Raw genomic sequence first — 21,997 nt, 5'->3', positions numbered from 1 at the left:
AGTCTGTTCACAAATAAGGAACATGCAAGTTTCCAGCTTTTATACCATGATATGAAAGGCAAACAGGGAGAAGATCATGACGACAATCGGCTTCATCATCGACGGCAAGGAAGCGGTATCCGCGTCCGGCAAGACATTCGACCGCAAGGACCCGGTCACCGGAAAAGTCGCCACCACAGCGCCTGCGGCCGGCCTTGCCGATGTCGATGCGGTTGCAAAATCTGCCGCGAAAGCCTTTGAAAGCTGGTCGGAAACCGGGCCGAACGAGCGTCGTTCGCTTCTGAACAAGGCCGCCGACCTCATGGAAAGCCGCGCCGATGAATTCACCCGCCTGATGCTGGAGGAGACCGGCGCGACCGCCCCATGGTCGGGCTTCAATGTGCATCTTGGGGCCGGTGTGCTGCGCGAGGCCGCAGCGCTCACCACCCAGATCACCGGCGAGATCATCCCGTCCGACAAGCCCGGCATCGTTTCCATGGCCGTGCGCCAGCCGGTCGGCGTGGTGCTTGGCATGGCGCCGTGGAATGCGCCCATCATTCTGGGCGTGCGCGCTATTGCAGCCGCGCTTGCCTGCGGCAACACGGTTATCCTGCGTTCGTCCGAATCCTGTCCGGGCGTTCACCACCTGATCGTCAAGACGCTCAACGATGCGGGCTTCCCGGCAGGCGTGGTCAATGTCATTTCCAATGCTCCGGAAGACGCGCCGGAAATCGTCGCGGCCCTTGTCGCCCATCCGTCCATCCGCCGCATCAATTTCACCGGCTCCACCCATGTCGGCAAGATCATCGCGAAACAGGCCGCGGAACATCTGAAGCCGGTGCTGCTGGAACTCGGCGGCAAGGCACCGTTCATCGTGCTGGAGGATGCCGATCTCGATCAAGCTGTCGATGCCGCTGCCTTTGGCGCGTTCATGAATCAGGGCCAGATCTGCATGTCCACGGAACGCTTCATCGTGCATGAGAAGGTGGCGGATGCCTTTGCGGAAAAGCTTGCCGCCAAGGCAAGATCCCTGCCCGCCGGCGACCCGCGCGGCAATGTCGTGCTCGGTTCACTGGTCGACCTCAAATCCGCCGAGCGCATGGACGCTCTTATCAAGGATGCCGTGTCGAAAGGCGGCAAGGTTCTGGCAGGCGGCAAGCGCAATGGTTCCATCGTCGAGGCGACGATCATCGATCACGTGACGCCGGATATGAACATCTATGCGCAGGAATCCTTCGGGCCGGTAAAACCCATCATCCGCGTCAAGGATGCCGACGAGGCGATCCGCGTGGCAAACGACACCGAATATGGTCTCTCATCGGCGATCTTCAGCCAGGATGTGAAACGCGCCCTGGCGCTTTCGAAAAAGCTTGAAACCGGCATCTGCCATATCAATGGCCCGACGGTGGCGGACGAAGCGCAAATGCCATTCGGGGGCGTGAAGTCTTCCGGTTATGGCCGCTTCGGTGGAAAGGCCGTCATCAATGAGTTCACCGACCTGCGCTGGATCACCATCGAAGGCCCGCAGTATTATCCGTTTTGAATCAGAAAGGGCGGAGCTTTCAACTCCGCCCTTTTATCATCGGTATCTGTTCAAGACTTCCGCGCTTCCTTGATCGCCTCGATCAGCTCCGGCTCCTTCATGACACCGCCGTAAAGCTTGGTGCCGATGACGAAGGAAGGCGTGCCGCCGAAATTGAAGGCTTCACCCTGATCCATATTGCGCTCAAGAATGGCATTGATGCGCTTGGAATCGGCCTTATAGGCCGCATCGAGCTTTGCCGGATCGAGGCCGCCCTTTTTCAATGCCGCATCCACCTGTTCCGGTGTGAGGCGACCGGGCGTCGCCATCAGCGCTTCCATTGCCTTCACATAGTTGCCGGATTTTTCCGCCGCCAGAACGAGGCGTGCGGCATAGGCTGACGTGTCGCCGAAGATGATCCAGTCCTTCATGACGAGGCGGACATTGCCGTCATTCTTGACCACGCGCATCAACTCGCCATGCCCCTTCTTGCAGTAGGGGCATTGATAGTCGAAATATTCCACGATGGTCACATTGCCGTTCGGGTTGCCCAGAACCGGAATTTCCTTGTCGTAAAGGACTTCCGCAACCGTCGGCACGCGTTGCGCAAGGCTCTCGCCGCCCGAAATGGCAATCGTTGCGGCGCCTGCCGCCGTTGCGGCCAGTATCTGACGGCGGTTCATCATGAGCTTGCTCCTTTGCCCGATTGGGATTTATCCAACACGACGACACGCGCACCGGAATTGGCGCGCTTGTAGAGATCAAGGATGTCCTGATTATAGAGGCGGATGCAGCCGGACGACGCCGCCTTGCCGACAGACCATGGCTCGTTGGTCCCATGGATGCGGTAGAGCGTATCCTTGCCATCGCGATAGAGATAGAGCGCACGGGCACCGAGCGGATTGCGGATGCCGCCTTCCAGGCCGTTTGCGTATTTTGCGTAGTGCTCGGGATTGCGCTTGATCATGTTGGCGGTCGGCGTCCAGCGCGGCCATTGCGACTTGTAGGCAACCTTCGCATCGCCCGAGAAGGTGAGACCGGCGCGACCGACGCCTACCGAATAGCGGATCGCCTTGCCGCCCGGCTGCACGAGATAGAGATAGCGCGCATAGGGATCGACCACGATGGTGCCAACCGGCTCGTTCGTGGCATAGTCGACTTCGCGGCGCAGATTGCGCTCCGCGATCTTGTTGACATCAAGTGCGGGAATGAGATTGCCGCGGTCGTTCACCGCGCCATACATGGTCTCATATTCGCTTCTGGCCGTTTGCACTTCCGGCGCTGGCTGGCTCACCGGCTCTGCTGCAACAGGTTCGGGCGTGAAGGCCACCGGCTGCGGCATGGTGACGGCAATCGGCCGGTCCGCGGACGCGGTCGTGCAGGCTGCAGCAACAAAAGGCAGACATGCAATCGCGGCCACCCGGAACAGCGACTTCCATGTGTCCGGCTTCTCATTCAATATAGTCAATTTCTTTGCCCCCGGGCCAATTTCAATACATTTGCTCATTGTTTCCGGCCCGCACTCACAAGGCTGACCGAACGTTCGATAGAGGCGGCTGTGACATCGCCCACCAATCTGGTCCCCTCCGCTTCCTTGCTGATGCGATTGAAGAAGATCATCGTCGGCGGACCGGCCACACCAAGCTTTGCCATAAGATCGGCGTTCCCTGCTGTAAGCTCGGAAATATCCGCCTTGACAAGCTGATAGCCTTCCAGCGCCTTCTTCACGCCAGCATCGGGCAAAACCCGGCGCTCCACGGTGGAGCAGCTTACGCACCAGTCCGCCGTGAAATAGACAAGCGTCGGCTTGTCGCCGCGCGCCCTGCCAAGTTTCTCCTGAAGGGAAGAAACCGTCTCGACCGGCGCAAATTGCAGCGCGGCCAGATTCTGGTTGCCGCCACGGTTACCGAATGCGGCCAGCGGTTGCAACGGGTCTTTTCCGCCCGAAGCCACGCCGAGCATCAAAATGACGCCGTAAACGAAAGCCGCCGTGCCGATGGTGCGGGCGACAACGCTGCGCCCCGGAATTTTGAGGAATGCAAAACTTGCAGCCCCGAAAAGCAGGAGCGCCCACGCCACCATGTCGACGCCGGGAGGCAGGAGGGGAGCCGCCATGAAAATTGCGGTCGCCAGAAAACCGAAGCCGAAAACCTGCTTCACTGTTTCCATCCATGCGCCTGCGCGTGGAAGCGTGCCTGCGCCAAGCGTGGCGAAAGCAACGAGCGGCAATCCCTTGCCGATGCCGAGCGCAAAGAGCGCGGAAGCGCCGAGCGCGACATTGGCCGTTTGCGCGATATAGAGCAGCGCGCCTGCAAGCGGCGCCGTCACGCAGGGGCCGACGATCAGCACGGATGAGAAACCGAGAATGGCGGCAGAACGTTTGGAACCTGTGCGCTGACCGGTCCGCGAAGAAATAGCGCTGACCCATGAATTTGGCAGCTGGATCTGGAACAGGCCGAACATGGAGAGCGCCAGAAGTGTGAATATTCCGGCGAGCGCAAGCGCTGTCCATTTCGATTGCAGCACCATTTGCAGGTTCTGGCCCGACCAGCCTGCTATCGCGCCCACCACTGCGAAGCCGAGCGCCAGGCTGACAACATAGACAGACGAAAGCACGAAGCCGCGCTTTGCCGTCAACTTCTCCCCTTCCCGCGCCAGCGTTCCGGCAAGGATAGGGTAGATGGGAAAGACGCAAGGCGTGAAGGCAAGCAACACGCCGAAAGCCAGAAATGCCGCGATCACCAGCCCGGTGCCGCCCTGATCGAGCAACCCCTCGACCATGCCCTTTTCAGGCGCGAGGGCAAATGCCGCACCTTGCGGAGCGGCTGGCACCGCAGCCGGTGCGAATGCCGATGCCCGCGTCAGCAGCTTGGCTTTCTGGCCCTTCTCGCTCGATATGGCGAGCGTGACCGGATCGACCGTCCTGGTTTCCGGACGATAGCAGATGCCGTCTTCCTGACAGCCCTGATAGGTGAGTTCAAGCGGCTCTGTACCCGCTCTCACGCTTGCGGTGGCATGGGTGTAATAAACTTCAAGCCGCCCGAAATTCGGATCGTCCTTTGGCTGGCCGGGCTGCGTATCGACGGCAAGCGCGTTTCCCTGCCCGTCCTTCGCCTCGATATGGTCGCGATAAAGATAGTAACCGTCGGCGATCTGCCAGTTGAGCACCAGCCGGCCATCCGTATCCTTCAAAACGCTCAGGCGGAAAGCCTGATCGACCGGCAGCGGGCTGGAGGCCGCAGCGGGACCGGCCGCCAGAAGCAGGGCGAGGAGGAGGATTGTAAGGCTCGCAAAAAGACGTGTCACGGTTTTCCGCATAAATTCGATTCGGATAAATTGGATCATGTTGCAAAAAGCGAATGTGCCCGCCACCTTAAGGCAGCCTTAAGCTGGCGCGGTGAAAAAGCCAGGCGGGCTTAAACATCAATCAAGGCAGAAACAGGAATTCATGCGCATACTCGTGGTGGAAGACGACACGATCCTTCTCGACGGACTGACCGTAGGGCTTGGGCTTGCCGGTTTCACCGTGGACGCCGTTTCGAGTTGCGGCGATGCGGAAGCCGCCCTTGCGGCGCAGAATTACAACGCGGTCGTGCTCGACCTGATGCTGCCCGATGGCTCGGGCCTCGACATTCTGAAAACCATGCGGCGCGGCCGCGACGAGACACCGGTTCTTCTGCTGACTGCGCGCGATCAGGTGCCCGAGCGCATCGCGGGCCTTGATGCAGGCGCAGACGATTATGTCGGCAAACCCTTCGATCTGCACGAGCTTGCGGCCCGCGTGCGCGCCATCGCCCGCCGGGGTGCCGGACGCGCCAATGCGCTGCTTGAATGGCGCGGCGTGGAACTCGATCCGGCGGAGATGTCGGTGCGGTTTCATGGCGAGCCCGTCCGCCTGACGCGGCGGGAATTCTCCATTCTGCGCGCCTTGATGGAGCGTCCGACCGCCACCTTCTCCAAATCCTCGCTGGAGGAAGCGCTTTATGGGTGGCAGGAGGAAGTGGAAAGCAACGCGGTGGAAGTGCATATCCACCATCTGCGGGCGAAGCTCGGTTCGGATTATATCGAAACAGTGCGCGGGGTTGGCTATCGGCTGGCGGGAGCAAAGGCATGAATTCCATTCGCAGCCGCCTCACCGGCATCCTCATCGGCGTTACCTGCCTTGTCTGGCTGTTCGCCGTGGTGTGGATTCACATCAGCACCCAGTCGCAGCTTGAAAAGGTGCTGGATGCGCGCCTGATGGAAGCCGCGCGCATGGTCAATTCGCTTCTGACCGAGCATCGCGTCGAGGTGGGGCCGGACGGCGATGGCGGGCAGCTTTCCCTGAAACCGCTTCCCGATTTTCCGATCTACGACCGGCAGCTTTTCTGCCAGATATGGGCGCTCGACGGCAAGCTTGTGGGCCGGTCGGAAAGCGCGCCCGGCGTGCGGCTGACCACGGTTGCCAACGGCTTTTCCGATACGGAGGTGGCGGGCGACCGCTGGCGCGTCTTCGCGGTGGAAAATACGCAGCTCGGCCTGCGCGTCATGGTGGGCGACAGCTTGAGCGTGCGCGACAGGCTGGTGCAGAATGTCGTGACCGGACTTGTGCTGCCGGCCTTGCTGATGCTGCCGGTCCTGGCGCTGATGATCTGGCTGTGCGTGCGGCGCGGCCTCGATCCGCTGAGCCGCCTTGCGTCGGTGCTTTCCAAGCGGCGGGCGGAAGATTTGCACCCGCTGCCTGAACAGAATTTGCCAAGCGAAATTGCGCCTGCCGTCACCGCGCTGAACGGGCTTTTCCACCGTGTCGAGGAAGCCCGCGAGCGTGAACGCAATTTCGCGATCTTTGCCGCGCATGAGCTGAAGACGCCGCTGGCGGGGCTGAAAACGCAGGCGCAGATTGCCGAAAGCGCAAAGGACGAAAACATGCGCGCCAATGCGGTGCGCCAGATCGCGGCGGGCGTCGACCGCACCAGCCGCCTTACCAACCAGCTTCTCGATCTCGCCGCACTCGAAACCAGCGACGAAATGACGACGCCTGCCTGCGAACCGGCGTGCCAGCTTCTGGTGGCTGTTTCCACCGACATGCGGATGCTTGCGGCACAGCGCGGCGTTTCCATCGAACTGCCGGGCAACATGCCGTTGGTGCAAATGCCCTCCCCGCATCTCTTCACGCTTGCCGCACGCAATCTGATCGAAAACGCCGTCAACCACTCCCCGAAAGGCGGAACCGTGCGCTGCCGCCTCGAAGCCGCAGCGGACCAGCTCAAGCTGATCGTCGAAGATGACGGCCCCGGCATTCCCGAAAGCGAAATGCCGCACGTGACCGAACGTTTCTTCCGCGGCACCCACCGCAACGAAACCGGCAGCGGCCTTGGGCTTGCCATCGTGAAAATGGCAGTGGAGCGGATGGACGGCGAATTGCAGCTGCAAAACCGCCCGCAAGGAGGCTTGACCGCATCGATCATCGTGCCCGGCACCATCATCGGATGATATAACACCGGTCTCCTGTCATTTCCGTTGACGAACCGGATTTCAGCTATATTATGCAATTGCAAATCATTTGCAATTATGGGAACGGATTGCTTTTCCCGGCGATCCGGCGGGTTTGCATTTTCGGATCTTCGCCGCGAAAGGCACTTCGTCCGCTTAAAAGTACGGCGGCTTTCGCTGCCTCCAGCACATTTTCATTCCGCCAGACAGATCATTGAGGCTAGACATGCTGTTCAAACCGCAACCCGCACGAAACGGCAGAGGCTCCCGGAAGCAACTTGCCTCTAAGGTCAGATCAATCCTCAAGCGGGCTGGCCTTCGCCCCACGCGCCAGCGCATGGCGCTTGGTCAATTGCTGTTTCTGGACAAACATCGGCATGTCACGCCGGACGTGCTTTATGAAGAGGCACGGCTGGCGGGAGAAATGCTTTCGGTGGCAACTGTCTACAACACGCTGAACCAGTTTGCTGAAGCGGGCCTGATCCGCAAGATATCCTTCAATGGCGAACGGACCTATTTCGACACCGATACGGGCGACCACACGCATTTCTATATCGCAGCCGAAGATCGCATCATCGATATCCCGTCGGAATCGATAAGCGTCGGCCCGCTTCCCGCCCCGCCTGCCGGACACACGATCAGGAAGGTCGATATCATGATCCAGCTGGAACCGCTTCACGACGAAACCTGATCAGGCTTTCTCCCCTGTCTTTCCGGGGCTTCAGCAATGTCTTTGATTTAGATCAATGACACCCGGACGCCGAGCGCAGATAGCGAACTTATCGCTATTGCTGTCTCACCCGAGACGGCTCTTGTCATGCGCTGCGAGGGGATTTCATGAACTACGCCGCTGGAACAGTCCTTTCCGGTCTGGGGGCACTTTTTGCTGTGCTTCTGGCCGGATTTTCCCATGATGAGCTGTTCAGAACCCACATGTGGATTCTGTTCGCTACACTGGCCATCTTCACCATTCTTCTGATGCGGAACGCCGATTACGGCCTGACGCCGAAAAAGGTCGACCAGTCCACCTATATGGACGGCCCGATCCGTTACGGTGTCATCGCGACGGTTTTATGGGGCGTGGCCGGATTTCTGGTCGGCGTCATCATCGCCGCGCAGCTTGCCTTTCCCGATCTCAATCTGGAACCCTATCTGAACTTCGGCCGCCTGCGCCCGCTGCATACCTCGGCGGTGATTTTCGCATTCGGCGGCAATGCGCTGATCTGCTCGTCCTTCTATGTCGTGCAGCGCACCTGCCGCGCCCGCCTCATCGGCGGCGACCTCGCATGGTTCGTGTTCTGGGGCTACCAGCTCTTCATCGTGATGGCCGCGACCGGCTATCTGCTCGGCATCACCCAGAGCCGTGAATATGCGGAACCGGAATGGTATGTAGACATCTGGCTCACCATCGTCTGGGTCGCCTATCTGGTCGTCTTCCTCGGCACGATCCTGAAGCGCAAGGAGCCGCACATCTATGTGGCGAACTGGTTCTACCTGTCCTTCATCATCACCATCGCCATGCTGCATATCGTCAACAACCTGGCGATCCCTGTCTCGTTCCTCGGCGTGAAGAGCTATTCCGCCTTCGCGGGCGTGCAGGATGCGGTGACGCAATGGTGGTATGGCCACAACGCCGTCGCCTTCTTCCTGACCGTGCCGTTTCTGGCCATGATGTATTATTTCGTGCCAAAGCAGGCAGAGCGTCCGATCTATTCCTACCGCCTGTCGATCGTGCACTTCTGGTCGATCATCTTTCTCTATATCTGGGCCGGTCCGCACCATCTGCACTACACCGCCGTTCCCGACTGGGCGCAGACGCTCGGCATGGTCTTCTCCATCATGCTGTGGATGCCGTCCTGGGGCGGCATGATCAACGGCCTGATGACGCTTTCGGGCGCATGGGACAAGGTCCGCACCGATCCGATCATCCGCCTGATGGTTGCCGCCATCGCCTTCTACGGCATGGCGACCTTTGAAGGCCCGATGCTGTCGATCAAGGCCGTCAATTCGCTGTCGCACTATACGGACTGGACCATTGGTCACGTTCATGCGGGCGCGCTCGGCTGGAACGGCATGATCTCGTTTGCCGCCGTCTATTATCTCGCGCCGAAGCTGTGGAACCGCCAGCGGCTCTATTCGATCCGCATGGTCAACTGGCACTTCTGGCTGGCGACGCTCGGCATCGTTCTCTATGCGGCTGCCATGTGGGTCGCCGGCATCCAGCAGGGCCTGATGTGGCGCGAATACGACGATCAGGGCTTCCTCGTCTATTCGTTCGCGGAAACCGTGCTCGCCATGTTCCCCTACTACGTCATCCGTACGCTTGGCGGCGTGCTCTACCTCGCCGGTGGCTTCGTGATGGCCTGGAACGTCTATCAGACCATTCGCGGCAATCTGCGCAACGAAGCCCCGATGGGCGGTGCGCAGCCTGCAACCGGCGCCACCATGCAGCCTGCCGAATAAGGAGCGTGTGATTTATGTCGATACTAAAGAACCACTCCAAGCTGGAGAAAAATGCAACGCTGCTGCTGATCGCATCGCTCGCCGTGGTCACGGTCGGCGGCATCGTTGAAATCGCACCGCTCTTCTATCTCGAAAACACCATCGAGAAGGTGGAAGGCATGCGCCCCTATTCGCCGCTGGAGCTCGCGGGCCGCGACGTCTATGTGCGTGAGGGCTGCTATCTCTGCCACAGCCAGATGATCCGCCCGTTCCGCGACGAGGTGGAGCGCTACGGCCATTACAGCCTCGCCGCGGAATCCATGTACGACCATTCGTTCCAGTGGGGATCGAAGCGCACGGGGCCTGACCTCGCGCGCGTCGGTGGCCGCTATTCCAACGAATGGCACGTGCAGCACCTGATCCGTCCGCGTGACGTGGTGCCGGAATCGGTCATGCCAAGCTATGCCTTCCTGAAGGACCGTCCGCTGGAGGCTTCCAACATTGCGGCCAATCTGAAGGCCAACGTGGCGGTTGGCGTGCCCTACAGCCAGGAAATGATCGACAACGCGCTTGACGATCTGAAGGCACAGGCCACGCCGGATGCCGACACGACCGGCGTCGAGGCACGCTATCCCAAGGCCAAGGTCGGCGATTTCGACGGCAACCCGCAGATGATCTCGGAGATGGATGCACTCATCGCCTATCTCCAGATGCTCGGCACGCTGGTCGATTTCTCGACCTACGACCAGTCCCCCAAAGCGAGATAAAGCGGAGATTCAGCGATGGATTACAACACCATGCGCACTTTCGCCGATAGCTGGGGTCTGCTCGGCATGGCGCTCTTTTTTCTCTTCGTCGTCTTCTACGCCTTCCGGCCAGGCAGCAAGCAGATAGCCGACCACGCGAAGGACATTCCTTTCAAGGATGACGCAAATGACTGACAAGCAAATCGACGAAGTAACCGGCGTAGCGACCACCGGCCACGAATGGGACGGCATCAAGGAACTCGACAATCCAATGCCCCGCTGGTGGCTGTGGACATTCTACGCAACGATCTTCTGGGCGCTCGCCTATGTGATCGCCTATCCGGCCTGGCCGCTGATTTCCAGTTCCACCGGCGGCATGCTCGGCTGGTCGAGCCGCGGCGCATTCTGGGAAGAAACCGCACGCATCGACAGCGAGCGGCAGGGCATCATCGACCAGATCAAGGCCAAGGACGTGCACGAGATTCTGGCGGATGAAAACCTGCGCCAGTATGCGATTGCCGGTGGCGCCGCTGCCTTCCGCGTCAATTGCGTGCAGTGCCACGGCTCTGGCGCGCAAGGTGCGCCCGGCTATCCGAACCTCAACGACGATGACTGGCTGTGGGGCGGTTCGATCGACGACATCCTGACGACCATCCGTCATGGCGTGCGCTCAAAGGACGATGCCGACACCCGCATTTCCGAAATGCCTGCCTTTGTCGACGTGCTGGAACCGCAGCAGATCCGCGATGTCGCCGCCTATGTGGTGAGCCTCTCCGGCACACCGCACAACCCCGCCATGGTGCCGGAAGGACAGAAGGTTTTCGCCGAGAACTGCGCCGTCTGCCATGGCGCGGATGCCAAGGGCCTGCGCGAGTTCGGTGCACCGGACCTGACAGACGCCATCTGGTTTTACGGTTCCGGCGAAGACGCCATCGTGCGCCAGGTCTCGCATCCCAAGCACGGCGTCATGCCCGCATGGGAGACGCGCCTTGGCGATGCCACCGTCAAGCAGCTTGCCATCTTCGTCCATTCGTTGGGCGGCGGCGAGTAGTCAGGCCGCGCGGCCTGACTACAGGGCAGTAAGGCAATAGGGCAGTAAGGCAGTAGGGAAAATAAGGAATTAGGGACTGTATTGATCGCGGCCATCACATACTGCCCTACTGCCTTACTGCCCTATTGCCCTGCTCCAAAGGAGCAAAAAATGTCAGACGATGTCGAACGCATTGACGTTCAGGCAGTCAATTCCCCCAAGACCCGCCAATCCCTCTATGCGGCGCGGGTGAAAGTGTTTCCGAAGCGTGTGCAGGGCGAGTTCCGGCGCTTCAAGTGGATTGTCATGCTCATTACGCTGGGCATCTACTATCTGACGCCATGGCTGCGCTGGGATCGTGGTCCCTATGCGCCCGATCAGGCAGTGCTGATCGATCTTGCCAATCGCCGCTTCTATTTCTTCTTCATCGAAATCTGGCCGCAGGAATTCTACTACGTCGCCGGCCTGCTCATCATGGCAGGCCTCGGACTGTTTCTCGTGACCTCCGTCGCGGGCCGCGCCTGGTGCGGCTATACCTGCCCGCAAACCGTATGGGTCGATCTTTATCTCGTCGTCGAGCGCGCCATCGAGGGCGATCGCAATGCCCGCATGAAGCTCGACAAGGCGCCATGGACCTTCGACAAGCTCTGGAAGCGTGTGAGCAAACATTCCATCTGGTTGCTGATCGGCGTGCTGACCGGCGGCGCATGGATCTTCTATTTTGCCGACGCGCCGAAGCTGCTCATGGATTTTGTGACCGGTCAGGCAGCGCCCGTCGCCTATTTCACCGTCGCCATCCTTACCGCCACCACCTATGTTTTCGGCGGGCTGATGCGTGAACAGGTCTGTACCTATATGTGCCCGTGGCCGCGTATTCAGGCCGCGATGCTCGACGAAAATTCGCTGACCGTCACCTATAATGACTGGCGCGGAGAACCGCGTTCGCGCCATTCCAAGAAGGCGATTGCCGCTGGTGAAACCGTGGGCGATTGCGTGGATTGCAATGCCTGTGTCGCCGCCTGCCCGATGGGTATCGACATTCGCGACGGCCAGCAGCTTGAATGCATCACCTGCGCGCTGTGCATCGACGCCTGCAATTCGGTGATGGACAAGATCGACAAGCCGCGCGGCCTCATCTCCTATGCGACGCTTGCCGATTACAATGCCAACATGGCGCTTGCGACCAATAACGGCACGGCGCCTATCGATCCGGCCCGCGTCTACAAGGCGCAGAACAGCTTCTCGGACAAGGTGCAGAACCTGTCGTGGAAGAAGGTGCTGCGTCCGCGCAGCATGTTCTACTTCGCCGTATGGGCGCTGATAGGCCTGACGCTCGTCATCTCGCTTTCGACGCGCCAGCGCATCGGCATCAACGTGCTGCACGACCGCAATCCGCAATATGTGCTTCTGTCGGACGGCTCCATCCGCAATGGCTATACGGTCAAGCTTCTGAACATGATCCCGACGCCACGCACTTTCCGCCTTTCCATCGAGGGACTGCCGGGGGCCACGCTGACGGTTCAGGACGAAACGGCGGATGCGGACGGCAATTACGATGTGCCGGTGGAACCGGACCGTCTGAAGACATTGCGCGTCTTCGTCACCATGCCGCACGACGCGATTACCGATCACCGCAAGGACTATGAGATCGAAGTGCGCGACGCGGACGGCGCGGAACACGCACGCTACAAGGCAACTTTCATGGCACCGGAGGGCCGATAATGTCGATCAAGTCGAAAACCGCAGGCACGTTTACCGGCTGGCATATGCTGGGCATCATGGTCGCCTTTTTCGGCGTCATCATCGCCGTCAACCTGACCATGGCCTATAACGCCATCCATAGCTGGAGCGGTCTGGTGGTGCAGAACACCTATGTCGCCAGCCAGGAATTCAACGACAAGGCTGAGACCGGCAAGGAGCAGGCCGCGCTGAACTGGCAATCGAAGCCTTCTTATGAAAACGGCGTCTTCACCTGGCAACTGGCCGACCGGGACGGCAAGGCCGTCGCCATGACCGGCGGCACGGTGGAGTTCAAGCGCCCCGTGGGCGACGAGCACGACACCAAGGTCACGCTCAGCGTCCGCGAACCCGGCATACTGACCGGACCGCTGGAACTTGGCGAAGGGGCCTGGATCATGGAGGTGAATGCCGATGCGGGTCTTGAAGACCCTTATCGTCATATCATCCGCGTTCTCGTCAAGGACGGGAGAATGCTATGAGCTGCTGCGTCGAGAATGCGCGAGTGATGACCGTCGTTCAGGCCGTCTCTGCAGATGAAATGCAGGTCGCAAGCCGCGCGCTTGGAGACGGCCTGCGCCAGCTCGACCTGTCGGTTCCCGGCGTTCACTGCGGCCTGTGCATCAAGAATATCGAGGAGACGCTCGGGAAGATTTCGGGCGTTGCCTATGTCCGCGTCAACCTGACGGCGCGCCGTGTGACCGTGCGCTGGAAGGATGGCGAGACACCGCCCGATGTCGTCGATCCGCTGCGCAGGCTCGGATACGAGGCGCATATTTTCGACATGGCGCAGGAGAAAGACCCGACCTTCACGCGGCTTCTGATCGCGCTTGGCGTCGCGGCCTTCGCTTCCAGCAATGTGATGCTGTTGTCGGTCGCGGTCTGGTCGGGGGCGGACGCGGCGACACGCGATATGTTCCACTGGATTTCCGGCCTCATCGCCTTGCCGACGCTGATCTATTCGGGCCGGATTTTCTATGTTTCCGCATGGAATGCGTTGCGTGCGCGGCGCGTCAACATGGATGTGCCGATTGCGCTTGCCATCACGCTGGCCTTTGGCATGAGTGTCTATGAAACCCTGCATCACGGCCAGCACGCCTATTTCGATGCATCGGTGACCTTGCTGTTCTTCCTGTTGATCGGCCGCACGCTCGACTACATGATGCGCGCCCGTGCACGCTCGGCTGTGCGCGGTCTGGCGCAGTTGGGCTCACGCGGCGCGGTGGTGATCGGCGAGAATGACGAACGCAATTACCTGCCAGTCAACGAAATCCGCCCCGGCATGCGCATCATCCTCGCAGCGGGCGAGCGTGTCCCCGTTGATGCCAAGGTGGAAGAAGGCCGTTCGGAACTCGATTGCGCCATTGCATCGGGTGAAAGCGATGCCGTGCCTGTCGGTCCCGGCTCCGACATTCGCGCCGGCACGCTCAACCTTTCCACGCCGCTCGTCATTCGCGCGACGGCGGAAGCCAAGGATTCCTTCCTCGCTGAAATGGTGCGGCTGATGGATGTCGCAGAAGGCGGGCGTGCCTATTACCGTCGTCTTGCCGACCGCGCTTCCGAACTCTATGTGCCGATGGTCCACACCATCGCCTTTCTCGCCTTCGTCGGCTGGATGTTCTACACCGGCGGCGACTGGTATCGCTCGATCTATATTGCCATCTGCACCCTCATCATCACCTGTCCTTGCGCGCTCGCCCTTGCGGTGCCGATCGTGCAGGTGGTCGCGGCGCGCCGCCTGTTCGAAAACGGCATCATGATCAAGGACGGTTCCGCCATGGAGAGGATGGCCGAGGTGGACACCGCGATTTTCGACAAGACCGGTACGCTGACCCTCGGTCAGCCAAGATTGATCGATGTCGACGCCATCGATCCCAACAATCTGGAGATCGCCGCCGAACTGTCGCTTTATTCGCGCCATCCGCTGTCGCGGGCGCTGGCGCTGTTCTCGGGCGCAAAGCCGATGACGGCCTTTACCCGCATTGAGGAAGTGCCGGGCGCAGGCATCGAAGCTGAGCTTAACGGTTCCATCTATCGGCTTGGCAAGCGGGACTGGGCGGACGACAGCGCCGCCCTGCCTCATGCCGATGGTCCTGAAACCTGTCTTTCCATCGACGGCAAGCTGGTTGAAACCTTCCGCTTTGAAGATAGTCCGCGTGAGGACGCTGCCGGAGCCATTGCCACACTGAAGCGCAACGGACTGAAGCTTGGCATCATTTCCGGTGACAGGCTGCCCGCCGTGCAAAAGCTTGCGGGTTATCTCGGCGTCGACAATTTTCAAGCCGAAGTGCTGCCCGCCGACAAGTCGGAACTGGTACAGCAGTTAAGCCGCCAAGGCCAAAAGGTGCTGATGGTGGGAGACGGATTGAACGACGCCCCGGCTCTCGTCGCCGCCCACGTTTCCATGGCACCGGCGACCGCCGCCGACATTGGCCGCAATGCAGCCGATTTCGTCTTCCTGCGGGCAAGCCTCTCCGCCGTGCCGCTTGCCTTTGCCGTATCGAAGGAAGCGGGCCGCTTGATCAGACAGAATTTCGCGCTTTCCATCGGCTATAATATCATCGCCGTGCCGATTGCGATTTTCGGCTATGTCACCCCGCTGGTGGCGGCACTTTCGATGTCGCTGTCGTCCATCGTGGTGGTCAGCAACGCATTGCGGTTGCGGACCGGAAAACAAAAGCAACAGACGCAGAAAGCAATCGCGCCTGTTGCGGTCATCAAGGAAGCGCACAAATGAGCGGGCTTCTCTTTCTCATTCCCATTGCGCTGTTTCTGGGCCTGCTCGGCCTTGTCGCCTTTCTCTGGTCGTTGAAAAACGGCCAGTATGAGGACCTCGACGGGGCCGCAAATCGTATCCTGCTGGACGACGAAACTAGTCCGTTATCAAAATAGCGCGCAGATCATTGACGTTCGTGCCGGTTGGTCCCGGTACGAACAGATCGCCGATGGCGTCGAATGCCGTCCATGCGTCGTTGTTGGCGAGACGCGCCGCGCCATCCTCGCCCGCTTTCTGCAGGCGCGACACAGTGGAACCATCGGCAAATGCACCGGCATTGTCTTCCGAGCCATCGATGCCGTCGGTGTCGGCGGCAAGCGCATGGATATTGTCATAGCCATCGATATCAAGTGCGAAAGACAGCAGGAACTCGCTGTTACGCCCTCCCTTGCCGCCCTTGCCCCGAATGGTGACGGTCGTTTCACCGCCAGACAGAATGACCACGGGTTTCTTGAACGGGCGGTCGCGGTCGGCCACTTCGCGGGCAATCGCCGCATGAACATGCGCCACCTCCCGCGCTTCGCCTTCCATCGCATCGGAGAGGATCACCGCTTCAACGCCGTGACGCTGAGCCTCCTTCACCGCCGCTTCCAGCGAGACGGCAGCGGAAGCGATGACGCGCACCTCATTGCCGGCAAATACCTTGTCGCCCGGCTTCGGTGCGTGAGCGGCTTCACTCCTGATGTGATCAAGTGCTGCCTGTGGCAGTTCCAGCCGGTAGCGTTCGATGATCTTCAAAGCCTCATCACGGCTAGTCTCATCCGGGACGGTCGGGCCGGAAGCCACAAAGGCCGGGTTGTCGCCCGGAATATCCGAGACAACGAGCGAGAACACTTTTGCCGGATGCGCTGCGGCGGCAAGCCTGCCGCCCTTGATGGTCGACAGGTGCTTGCGCACCGCATTCATGGCCGAAATCGGCGCGCCGGACGCGAGCAATGCCTTGTTGACGGCGATTTCGTCCTCAAGCGTCAGCCCGTCAGGCGGCGACGGCAACAGGGCGGAACCGCCACCGGAAATGAGGGCGACCACGAGGTCATCTTCCGTGAGGCCGGACACGGCATCGAACAGCCGCTTGGAGGCTTGGAGCCCGGCTTCGTCCGGGACCGGATGCGCCGCCTCGATGATCTCGATGCGTTCGCAAGGCGTGCCATAGCCATAGCGCGTGACCACCACGCCTTCCAATGGAGCGTCCCACGCCCGCTCGAAAGCTGCCGCCATCTGCGCCGAGCCCTTGCCCGCGCCGATGACAATCGTGCGCCCTTTCGTTTTTGCCGGAAGATTGGCGCGGATCACCAGTTCAGGATCGGCAGCCGCAACCGCGGCATCGAAAAGGCTGGTCAGAAACGTCTTCGGATCGGTGATGGCTGTCATGAGAGTCCCGATGTGATTTGCAGCTTGGCAAGACTATTCCGCGTCGCATGAATAAAATCAACGGAGCCGGCCATCTCCTCCAGACAGCCAGCTCCACCCTCTCTCCCTCCAGAGAGTTCGCCTCCAGCGTTAAGCTACGTCGTGGTTCGCCATCCTCTCCAGAGCGCGCACGAGACCCGAATGGTCGAGACCATCATCGCCATGCGCCGCGCAGGAATTGAACAGCTCCTGTGCCGTGGCCGTGTTCGGCAGCGAAACACCGAGCGCCTTTGCGCCTTGCAATGCAAGGTTCAGGTCCTTCTGGTGCAGCGAAATGCGGAAACCCGGATCGAAAGTGCGCTTGATCATGCGTTCGCCATGCACTTCGAGAATGCGCGACGATGCAAAGCCGCCCATCAGGGCTTCGCGCACCTTTGCCGGGTCCGCGCCCGCCTTCGAAGCGAAGACCAGCGCTTCGGCGACTGCCTCGATATTGAGCGCGACGATAATCTGGTTTGCGACCTTGGTCGTCTGGCCATCGCCGCAATCGCCGACGAGGGTGATGTTCTTGCCCATGAGCTTCAGAAGCGGCAGCGCGCGATCGAAGGATTCCTGCGAACCGCCCGCCATGATGGAGAGGCTGGCGTTCTTCGCGCCGACCTCGCCGCCAGAAACCGGCGCATCGATATATTCAGCACCCGTTGCACGGACCTTCTTCGCAAATTCCTTTGTCTCGATGGGGGAAATCGAGCTCATATCGATGACCAGCTTGCCCTTGCCAAGTCCGCCGATTGCGCCGCCTTCACCGAAGATGACTTCGGCCACCTGCGGGGTATCGGGAAGCATGAGAATAACGGTGTCGCATTCTTCGGCAACGGCTTTCGGCGTATCCACGATTTGCAGACCGTTATCAATCAGCTCCTGACGTGGGGGAGGATTGAACCGCGAGGTGACGATCTGATGTCCGGCATCCTGCAAATGGCGCGCCATCGGCGTACCCATGATCCCCAGTCCGATGAAGCCTATCTTGGCCATGTCGTTTACTCCCTAATCAAAATTATGCAGTCAGCCGTTCGGCTTCATGGTTCTTGAACCAGCCCAGGCCCTCTTCGGTGGTGGTCTTCGGCTTGTACTCGCAACCGATCCAGCCCTTGTATCCGGCGTTTTTCAGCGCTTCGAACACGTTGGGATAGTTGATCTCACCGGTGCCCGGCTCATTGCGGCCCGGATTGTCGGCAAGCTGGATATGGGCAATCAGCGGCTTGTAACGCTCATAAGTCGCGACCAGTTCGCCGCGTGTCCGCTGCTGGTGGTAGAGGTCGTACTGAATGAACAGGTTGTTGCTGCCCACTTCGTCGATGATCGAAACCGCCTGCTCCACCGTGTTGAGATAGAAGCCCGGAATGTCATAGTGGTTGATGGGTTCAATCAGCAGGCGGATGCCGTGCTTGCCCAGTTCCCTTGCGGCCAGACGCAGATTGCTGACGAAAGTGGCGCGCAGGACGTCCGGATCAACACCCTGCGGGGCAATGCCGGAAAGGCAGTTGACCTGCGAACAGTTGAGCGTCGTGGCATAGTCGATGGCGTCGGCCACGCCGCGACGGAAATCGTCCACACGGTCCGGCAGAACCGCAATGCCGCGCTCGCCGCCAGCCCAGTTGCCCGCAGGCAGATTGTGCAGGACTTGCGCCAGATTGTGTTTCGCAAGCGCCGCCTTCAGCTCGTGCCGGTTGAACTCATAGGGGAAAAGATATTCCACCCCGGTGAACCCGGCCTTTGCGGCCAGCGCGAAGCGGTCCATGAAAGGCACTTCATTGAAAAGCATGGTGAGATTGGCTGCAAATCTCGGCATTTCCGCCTCCTTATAATTCTCTATTTGCGCAATTGCGGACAAAACCGGGAATTGCTCTTAATCCAACAACGCTGCGATAGCTGTCGGCGCATCTTCGCCACGTTCGGCCAGTTCCTCGAATTCGACAACCTGATCGATGTCGACACCCATGGAAATATTGGTAACGCGTTCCAGGATGAATTCTAGAACCACCGGCACCTGATGCTCGGCCATGAGCGCTTTTGCCTGCTCGAAACTTTCTGCAAACTGGTTGGGACTGCGGACCCGGATCGCCTTGCAGCCGAGGCCTTCCGCAACTGCCACATGGTCGACGCCGTACCCCTTCTCCGCATCGCCGGACGCATTGATGTTGTCGAAGGCAAGGCTGACCTCGAAATCCATGTTGAAGCCGCGCTGCGCCTGACGGATCAGGCCAAGATAGGAATTGTTCACGACGACATGGATGTAAGGCAGTTTGTGCTGCGCGCCGACCGCCAGTTCCTCGATCATGAACTGGAAGTCATAGTCGCCCGAAAGCGCCACGATGGGCCGGTCAGGATCGGCGGCGCGGACGCCCAGAGCCGCAGGCAGGGTCCATCCGAGCGGGCCAGCCTGTCCGCAATTTATCCAGTTGCGCGGGCGATAGACATGCAGAAACTGCGCGCCCGCAATCTGGCTGAGGCCGATGGTGGTGACATAGCAGGTGTCGCGACCGAAAGCCTTGTTCATCTCCTCATAGACCCGCTGGGGTTTCAGCGGCGTCTGGTCGAAATGGGTCTTGCGCAGCATGGTGCGCTTGCGCTCGCCGCATTCTCTCGCCCATCCCGACCAGTCGCGCAGCTTGCCCGCCGACTTCCATTCGGTCGCGACGTCCAGCAGCAGCTTCAGCGCCTTGCCTGCATCCGAAACAATGCCGAAGTCCGGCGCGAAGACGCGACCGATCTGCGTCGGCTCTATGTCGATATGGATAAACTTGCGGTCCTTCCGGTAGGTGTCGACATTACCCGTATGACGGTTCGCCCAGCGGTTGCCGATGCCGATGACGACATCGGAAGCCAGCAGATTGGCATTGCCATAGCGGTGCGAGGTCTGGAGACCGCACATGCCCGCCATGAGGCGATGGTCGTCAGGGATGACGCCCCAGCCCATCAGGGTCGGGATGACCGGAATGCCGGTGATCTCGGCAAATTCGACCAGAAGATCGGACGCATCGGCATTGATGATGCCGCCGCCAGCAACGATCAGCGGACGTTCCGCCTCGTTCAGCATGGCGAGTGCCTTTTCGGCCTGCGCCCGCGTCGCAGCAGGCTTGTAGGCCTCCATCGGCTGGTAAGTGTCGATGTCGAATTCGATTTCGGCAAGCTGCACATCAATCGGCAGGTCGATCAGGACCGGACCGGGACGACCCGACTTCATGATGTGGAACGCCTTCTGGAAGACATAAGGCACCAATGCCGGTTCCATGACCGTGACCGCCCACTTGGTGACAGGGGCTGCGATCTTGGCGATATCGACTGCCTGAAAGTCTTCCTTGTCGAGGCGCGCACGTGGCGCCTGCCCCGTGATGCAAAGGATCGGAATGGAATCGGCCGAAGCCGAATAGAGACCCGTGATCATGTCCGTCCCCGCCGGGCCGGACGTACCGATGCACAGGCCGATATTACCATGCTTGGCACGGGTATAGCCTTCGGCCATATGCGAAGCGCCTTCGACATGACGCGCCAGTATGTGGCGGATCGAGCCGCGCGCTTTCATCGCCGAATAAAATGGATTGATCGCTGCGCCCGGCACACCGAAAGCACAATTGATCCCTTCTCTTTCCAGCACAAGCACGGCTGCATCGACTGCACGCATTCTGGCCATGACGGCTCCTCCTATGGAATCTATCTCCATTTACGAACTTTATTACTATAAAATGGAAATGCATACCATTATATGGAAATAAGGATTTTCAACGAAATGGAGATAATCCGCCCGTATCTTTCCGAGCAGCGACGGATGCGATAGTGATATTCGTGCGTTTAGAGCGTGGTTCGATCCGATTGAACCAGATCACGCTCTAACTGTTTGTTTTGACGCGCATCTTGTCCGAAAACCGTTTCACACTTTTCGGGATGCGCTCTAAGGCGGGATTCGGAGACGGTAATGGAACAGCCAAAGGTAAAGCGGGGCCGCAAGGCGGCGGAAAACGCGGCGCCCTCGTCTGTGCAGGTTCTCGACCGAAGCCTGAAGCTGCTGGCCCTGATTGCCGAAAATGACGGCTCCACGCTGACCGATCTCGCCGATGAGAGCGGTATGGCGCCTTCAACCGTGCACCGGTTGCTATCCTCGCTCGCCAATCACGGCATGGTTTCCCACGATCTGGAAACGGGCGACTGGGTGATCGGCGTCAAGGCTTTCGAAATCGGCAATGCCTTTCGCCGGTTCCGCAAGCTCGGCATTCTGGCGCGCCCCTATCTCAAAACATTGATGGAAACGAGTGGCGAGACGGCCAATATCGGCGTCGAAGACGGCGGCGATGTGGTGTTTATCTCGCAGATTGAAAGCCATGCGCCGATGCGCGCCTTTTTCCGGCCCGGACGACGCGGGCCGATCCATGCATCCGGGATCGGCAAGGCTATATTGTCCACCTGGTCGGACAAGGAAATCGCGCATGCGCTATCGGGGCGCGCGCTGGAACATTTTACGCAGCGCACGCTCGACAGTCTGCCTGCGCTGTTGAAAGACATTCAGGCCACCCGGACGCGCGGCTGGTCGATCGACGATGAAGAGCACACGCTCGGCATGTGCTGCATCGCCGCTCCCATCTTCAATGAATATGGAGAGGCGATTGCGGGCATTTCCGTTTCCGGCCCTGCCGTACGCCTGCCGAAAAAGAAGCTTGAGGAATTCGGGCCGCTGATCCGCGCAACCGCCGACGAACTCACCAGAGCTATCGGCGGCAAGCGCCCGGAAGAGTTTTAACGCACAGTGAATTTGGGCTAATCAACGCTCTGCGCCCCTCTTTCCCTCATCCTGAGGAGCTTCCCCGAGCTTGTCGAAGGGGAGCGTCTCGAAGGGCTGGAGGAAACCGCGCTGCGCGTGCCCTCGTCCTTCGAGGCTTCGCTTCGCT

At 59.9% G+C, this 21,997-nt stretch carries 20 protein-coding genes; 13 read left to right on the top strand and 7 right to left on the bottom strand.

Going from position 1 to position 21,997, the window contains the following annotated elements; translation table 11 throughout:
* Positions 1–76 precede the first annotated feature (76 nt).
* Entirely contained in the window at positions 77–1,522 is a 1,446-nt protein-coding gene (locus J9800_RS12435) for an aldehyde dehydrogenase (RefSeq protein WP_114214075.1), read from the top strand.
* Positions 1,523–1,572: 50 nt separating this feature from the next.
* Here J9800_RS12435 and J9800_RS12430 read toward each other — a convergent pair whose 3' ends face one another.
* The 3 genes from J9800_RS12430 to dsbD form a co-directional block, all read right to left on the bottom strand.
* Entirely contained in the window at positions 1,573–2,187 is a 615-nt protein-coding gene (locus J9800_RS12430; RefSeq protein ID WP_114214076.1) for a DsbA family protein, read from the bottom strand.
* Positions 2,184–2,921: a L,D-transpeptidase gene (locus J9800_RS12425; protein WP_114214609.1), complete on the bottom strand. Its 738-nt coding sequence runs from the start codon at positions 2,919–2,921 to the stop codon at positions 2,184–2,186. Before J9800_RS12425 ends, J9800_RS12430 begins: the two co-directional genes overlap by 4 nt.
* 83 nt (positions 2,922–3,004) lie before the next feature.
* Complete coding sequence (dsbD, locus tag J9800_RS12420; protein WP_353618734.1) at positions 3,005–4,807, bottom strand: protein-disulfide reductase DsbD; 1,803 nt, start codon at positions 4,805–4,807, stop codon at positions 3,005–3,007.
* A gap of 142 nt (positions 4,808–4,949) precedes the next feature.
* On the opposite strand from dsbD, the gene J9800_RS12415 reads away from it, so the two are divergent.
* From J9800_RS12415 to ccoS, 11 genes are all read left to right on the top strand, one after another.
* Entirely contained in the window at positions 4,950–5,615 is a 666-nt protein-coding gene (locus tag J9800_RS12415) for a response regulator (protein ID WP_210845733.1), read from the top strand.
* Entirely contained in the window at positions 5,612–6,973 is a 1,362-nt protein-coding gene (locus tag J9800_RS12410) for an ATP-binding protein (protein WP_114214078.1), read from the top strand. Before J9800_RS12415 ends, J9800_RS12410 begins: the two co-directional genes overlap by 4 nt.
* Positions 6,974–7,199: 226 nt before the next feature.
* A complete protein-coding gene (gene irrA, locus J9800_RS12405; protein WP_114214079.1) occupies positions 7,200–7,664 on the top strand; it encodes an iron response transcriptional regulator IrrA in 465 nt (154 codons plus the stop codon).
* A 146-nt stretch (positions 7,665–7,810) separates the two neighbouring features.
* Positions 7,811–9,436, top strand: coding sequence for a cytochrome-c oxidase, cbb3-type subunit I (gene ccoN, locus J9800_RS12400; protein ID WP_114214080.1), 1,626 nt, complete (start codon positions 7,811–7,813; stop codon positions 9,434–9,436).
* 14 nt (positions 9,437–9,450) lie between these two features.
* The gene (ccoO, locus tag J9800_RS12395; protein WP_114214081.1) at positions 9,451–10,182 is read left to right on the top strand and encodes a cytochrome-c oxidase, cbb3-type subunit II; all 732 of its coding nucleotides are present in this window, start codon (positions 9,451–9,453) and stop codon (positions 10,180–10,182) included.
* A gap of 15 nt (positions 10,183–10,197) precedes the next feature.
* Positions 10,198–10,356: a CcoQ/FixQ family Cbb3-type cytochrome c oxidase assembly chaperone gene (locus tag J9800_RS12390; protein ID WP_010658290.1), complete on the top strand. Its 159-nt coding sequence runs from the start codon at positions 10,198–10,200 to the stop codon at positions 10,354–10,356.
* On the top strand, positions 10,349–11,212 hold the full coding sequence (gene ccoP / locus J9800_RS12385; RefSeq protein WP_114214082.1) for a cytochrome-c oxidase, cbb3-type subunit III: 864 nt from the start codon (positions 10,349–10,351) through the stop codon (positions 11,210–11,212). Before J9800_RS12390 ends, ccoP begins: the two co-directional genes overlap by 8 nt.
* Before the next feature lie 150 nt (positions 11,213–11,362).
* Positions 11,363–12,913 carry a cytochrome c oxidase accessory protein CcoG gene (gene ccoG, locus J9800_RS12380; RefSeq protein ID WP_114214083.1) on the top strand — a complete coding sequence of 517 codons (1,551 nt, stop codon included), beginning with the start codon at positions 11,363–11,365 and terminating at the stop codon, positions 12,911–12,913.
* A complete protein-coding gene (locus J9800_RS12375) occupies positions 12,913–13,410 on the top strand; it encodes a FixH family protein (RefSeq protein WP_112590531.1) in 498 nt (165 codons plus the stop codon). Before ccoG ends, J9800_RS12375 begins: the two co-directional genes overlap by 1 nt.
* Complete coding sequence (locus J9800_RS12370; RefSeq protein WP_114214084.1) at positions 13,407–15,665, top strand: cation-translocating P-type ATPase; 2,259 nt, start codon at positions 13,407–13,409, stop codon at positions 15,663–15,665. The genes J9800_RS12375 and J9800_RS12370 overlap by 4 nt, the downstream gene beginning before the upstream one ends.
* Positions 15,662–15,820 (top strand): cbb3-type cytochrome oxidase assembly protein CcoS, encoded by a 159-nt coding sequence (gene ccoS, locus J9800_RS12365; RefSeq protein ID WP_112590534.1) that lies wholly within the window; start codon positions 15,662–15,664, stop codon positions 15,818–15,820. Before J9800_RS12370 ends, ccoS begins: the two co-directional genes overlap by 4 nt.
* On the opposite strand, the gene J9800_RS12360 is transcribed toward ccoS, so the two are convergent.
* The 4 genes from J9800_RS12360 to gcl all read right to left on the bottom strand — a co-directional run bounded on the left by J9800_RS12360 (position 15,801) and on the right by gcl (position 20,748).
* The gene (locus J9800_RS12360) at positions 15,801–17,075 is read right to left on the bottom strand and encodes a glycerate kinase type-2 family protein (RefSeq protein ID WP_114214085.1); all 1,275 of its coding nucleotides are present in this window, start codon (positions 17,073–17,075) and stop codon (positions 15,801–15,803) included. The two genes, ccoS and J9800_RS12360, sit on opposite strands and share 20 nt — an antisense overlap.
* Before the next feature lie 129 nt (positions 17,076–17,204).
* Positions 17,205–18,089 carry a 2-hydroxy-3-oxopropionate reductase gene (locus J9800_RS12355; protein ID WP_114214086.1) on the bottom strand — a complete coding sequence of 295 codons (885 nt, stop codon included), beginning with the start codon at positions 18,087–18,089 and terminating at the stop codon, positions 17,205–17,207.
* 22 nt (positions 18,090–18,111) lie between these two features.
* Positions 18,112–18,906, bottom strand: a complete 795-nt coding sequence (gene hyi, locus J9800_RS12350) for a hydroxypyruvate isomerase (protein WP_112590540.1) — start codon at positions 18,904–18,906, stop codon at positions 18,112–18,114.
* Positions 18,907–18,963: 57 nt separating this feature from the next.
* Positions 18,964–20,748: a glyoxylate carboligase gene (gene gcl / locus J9800_RS12345; protein WP_114214087.1), complete on the bottom strand. Its 1,785-nt coding sequence runs from the start codon at positions 20,746–20,748 to the stop codon at positions 18,964–18,966.
* A 282-nt stretch (positions 20,749–21,030) separates the two neighbouring features.
* Here gcl and J9800_RS12340 point away from each other — a divergent pair, with 282 nt between their 5' ends.
* A complete protein-coding gene (locus J9800_RS12340) occupies positions 21,031–21,849 on the top strand; it encodes an IclR family transcriptional regulator (RefSeq protein WP_114214088.1) in 819 nt (272 codons plus the stop codon).
* The last annotated feature ends 148 nt before the right edge of the window (positions 21,850–21,997 follow it).

The organism is Ochrobactrum sp. AP1BH01-1, assembly GCF_018066705.1.
In the GTDB taxonomy this organism is placed as follows: Bacteria; Pseudomonadota; Alphaproteobacteria; order Rhizobiales; family Rhizobiaceae; genus Brucella.
The sequence above is the reverse complement of the archived record's forward strand: the minus strand, read 5'-3'. Positions and strand labels throughout refer to the sequence as shown.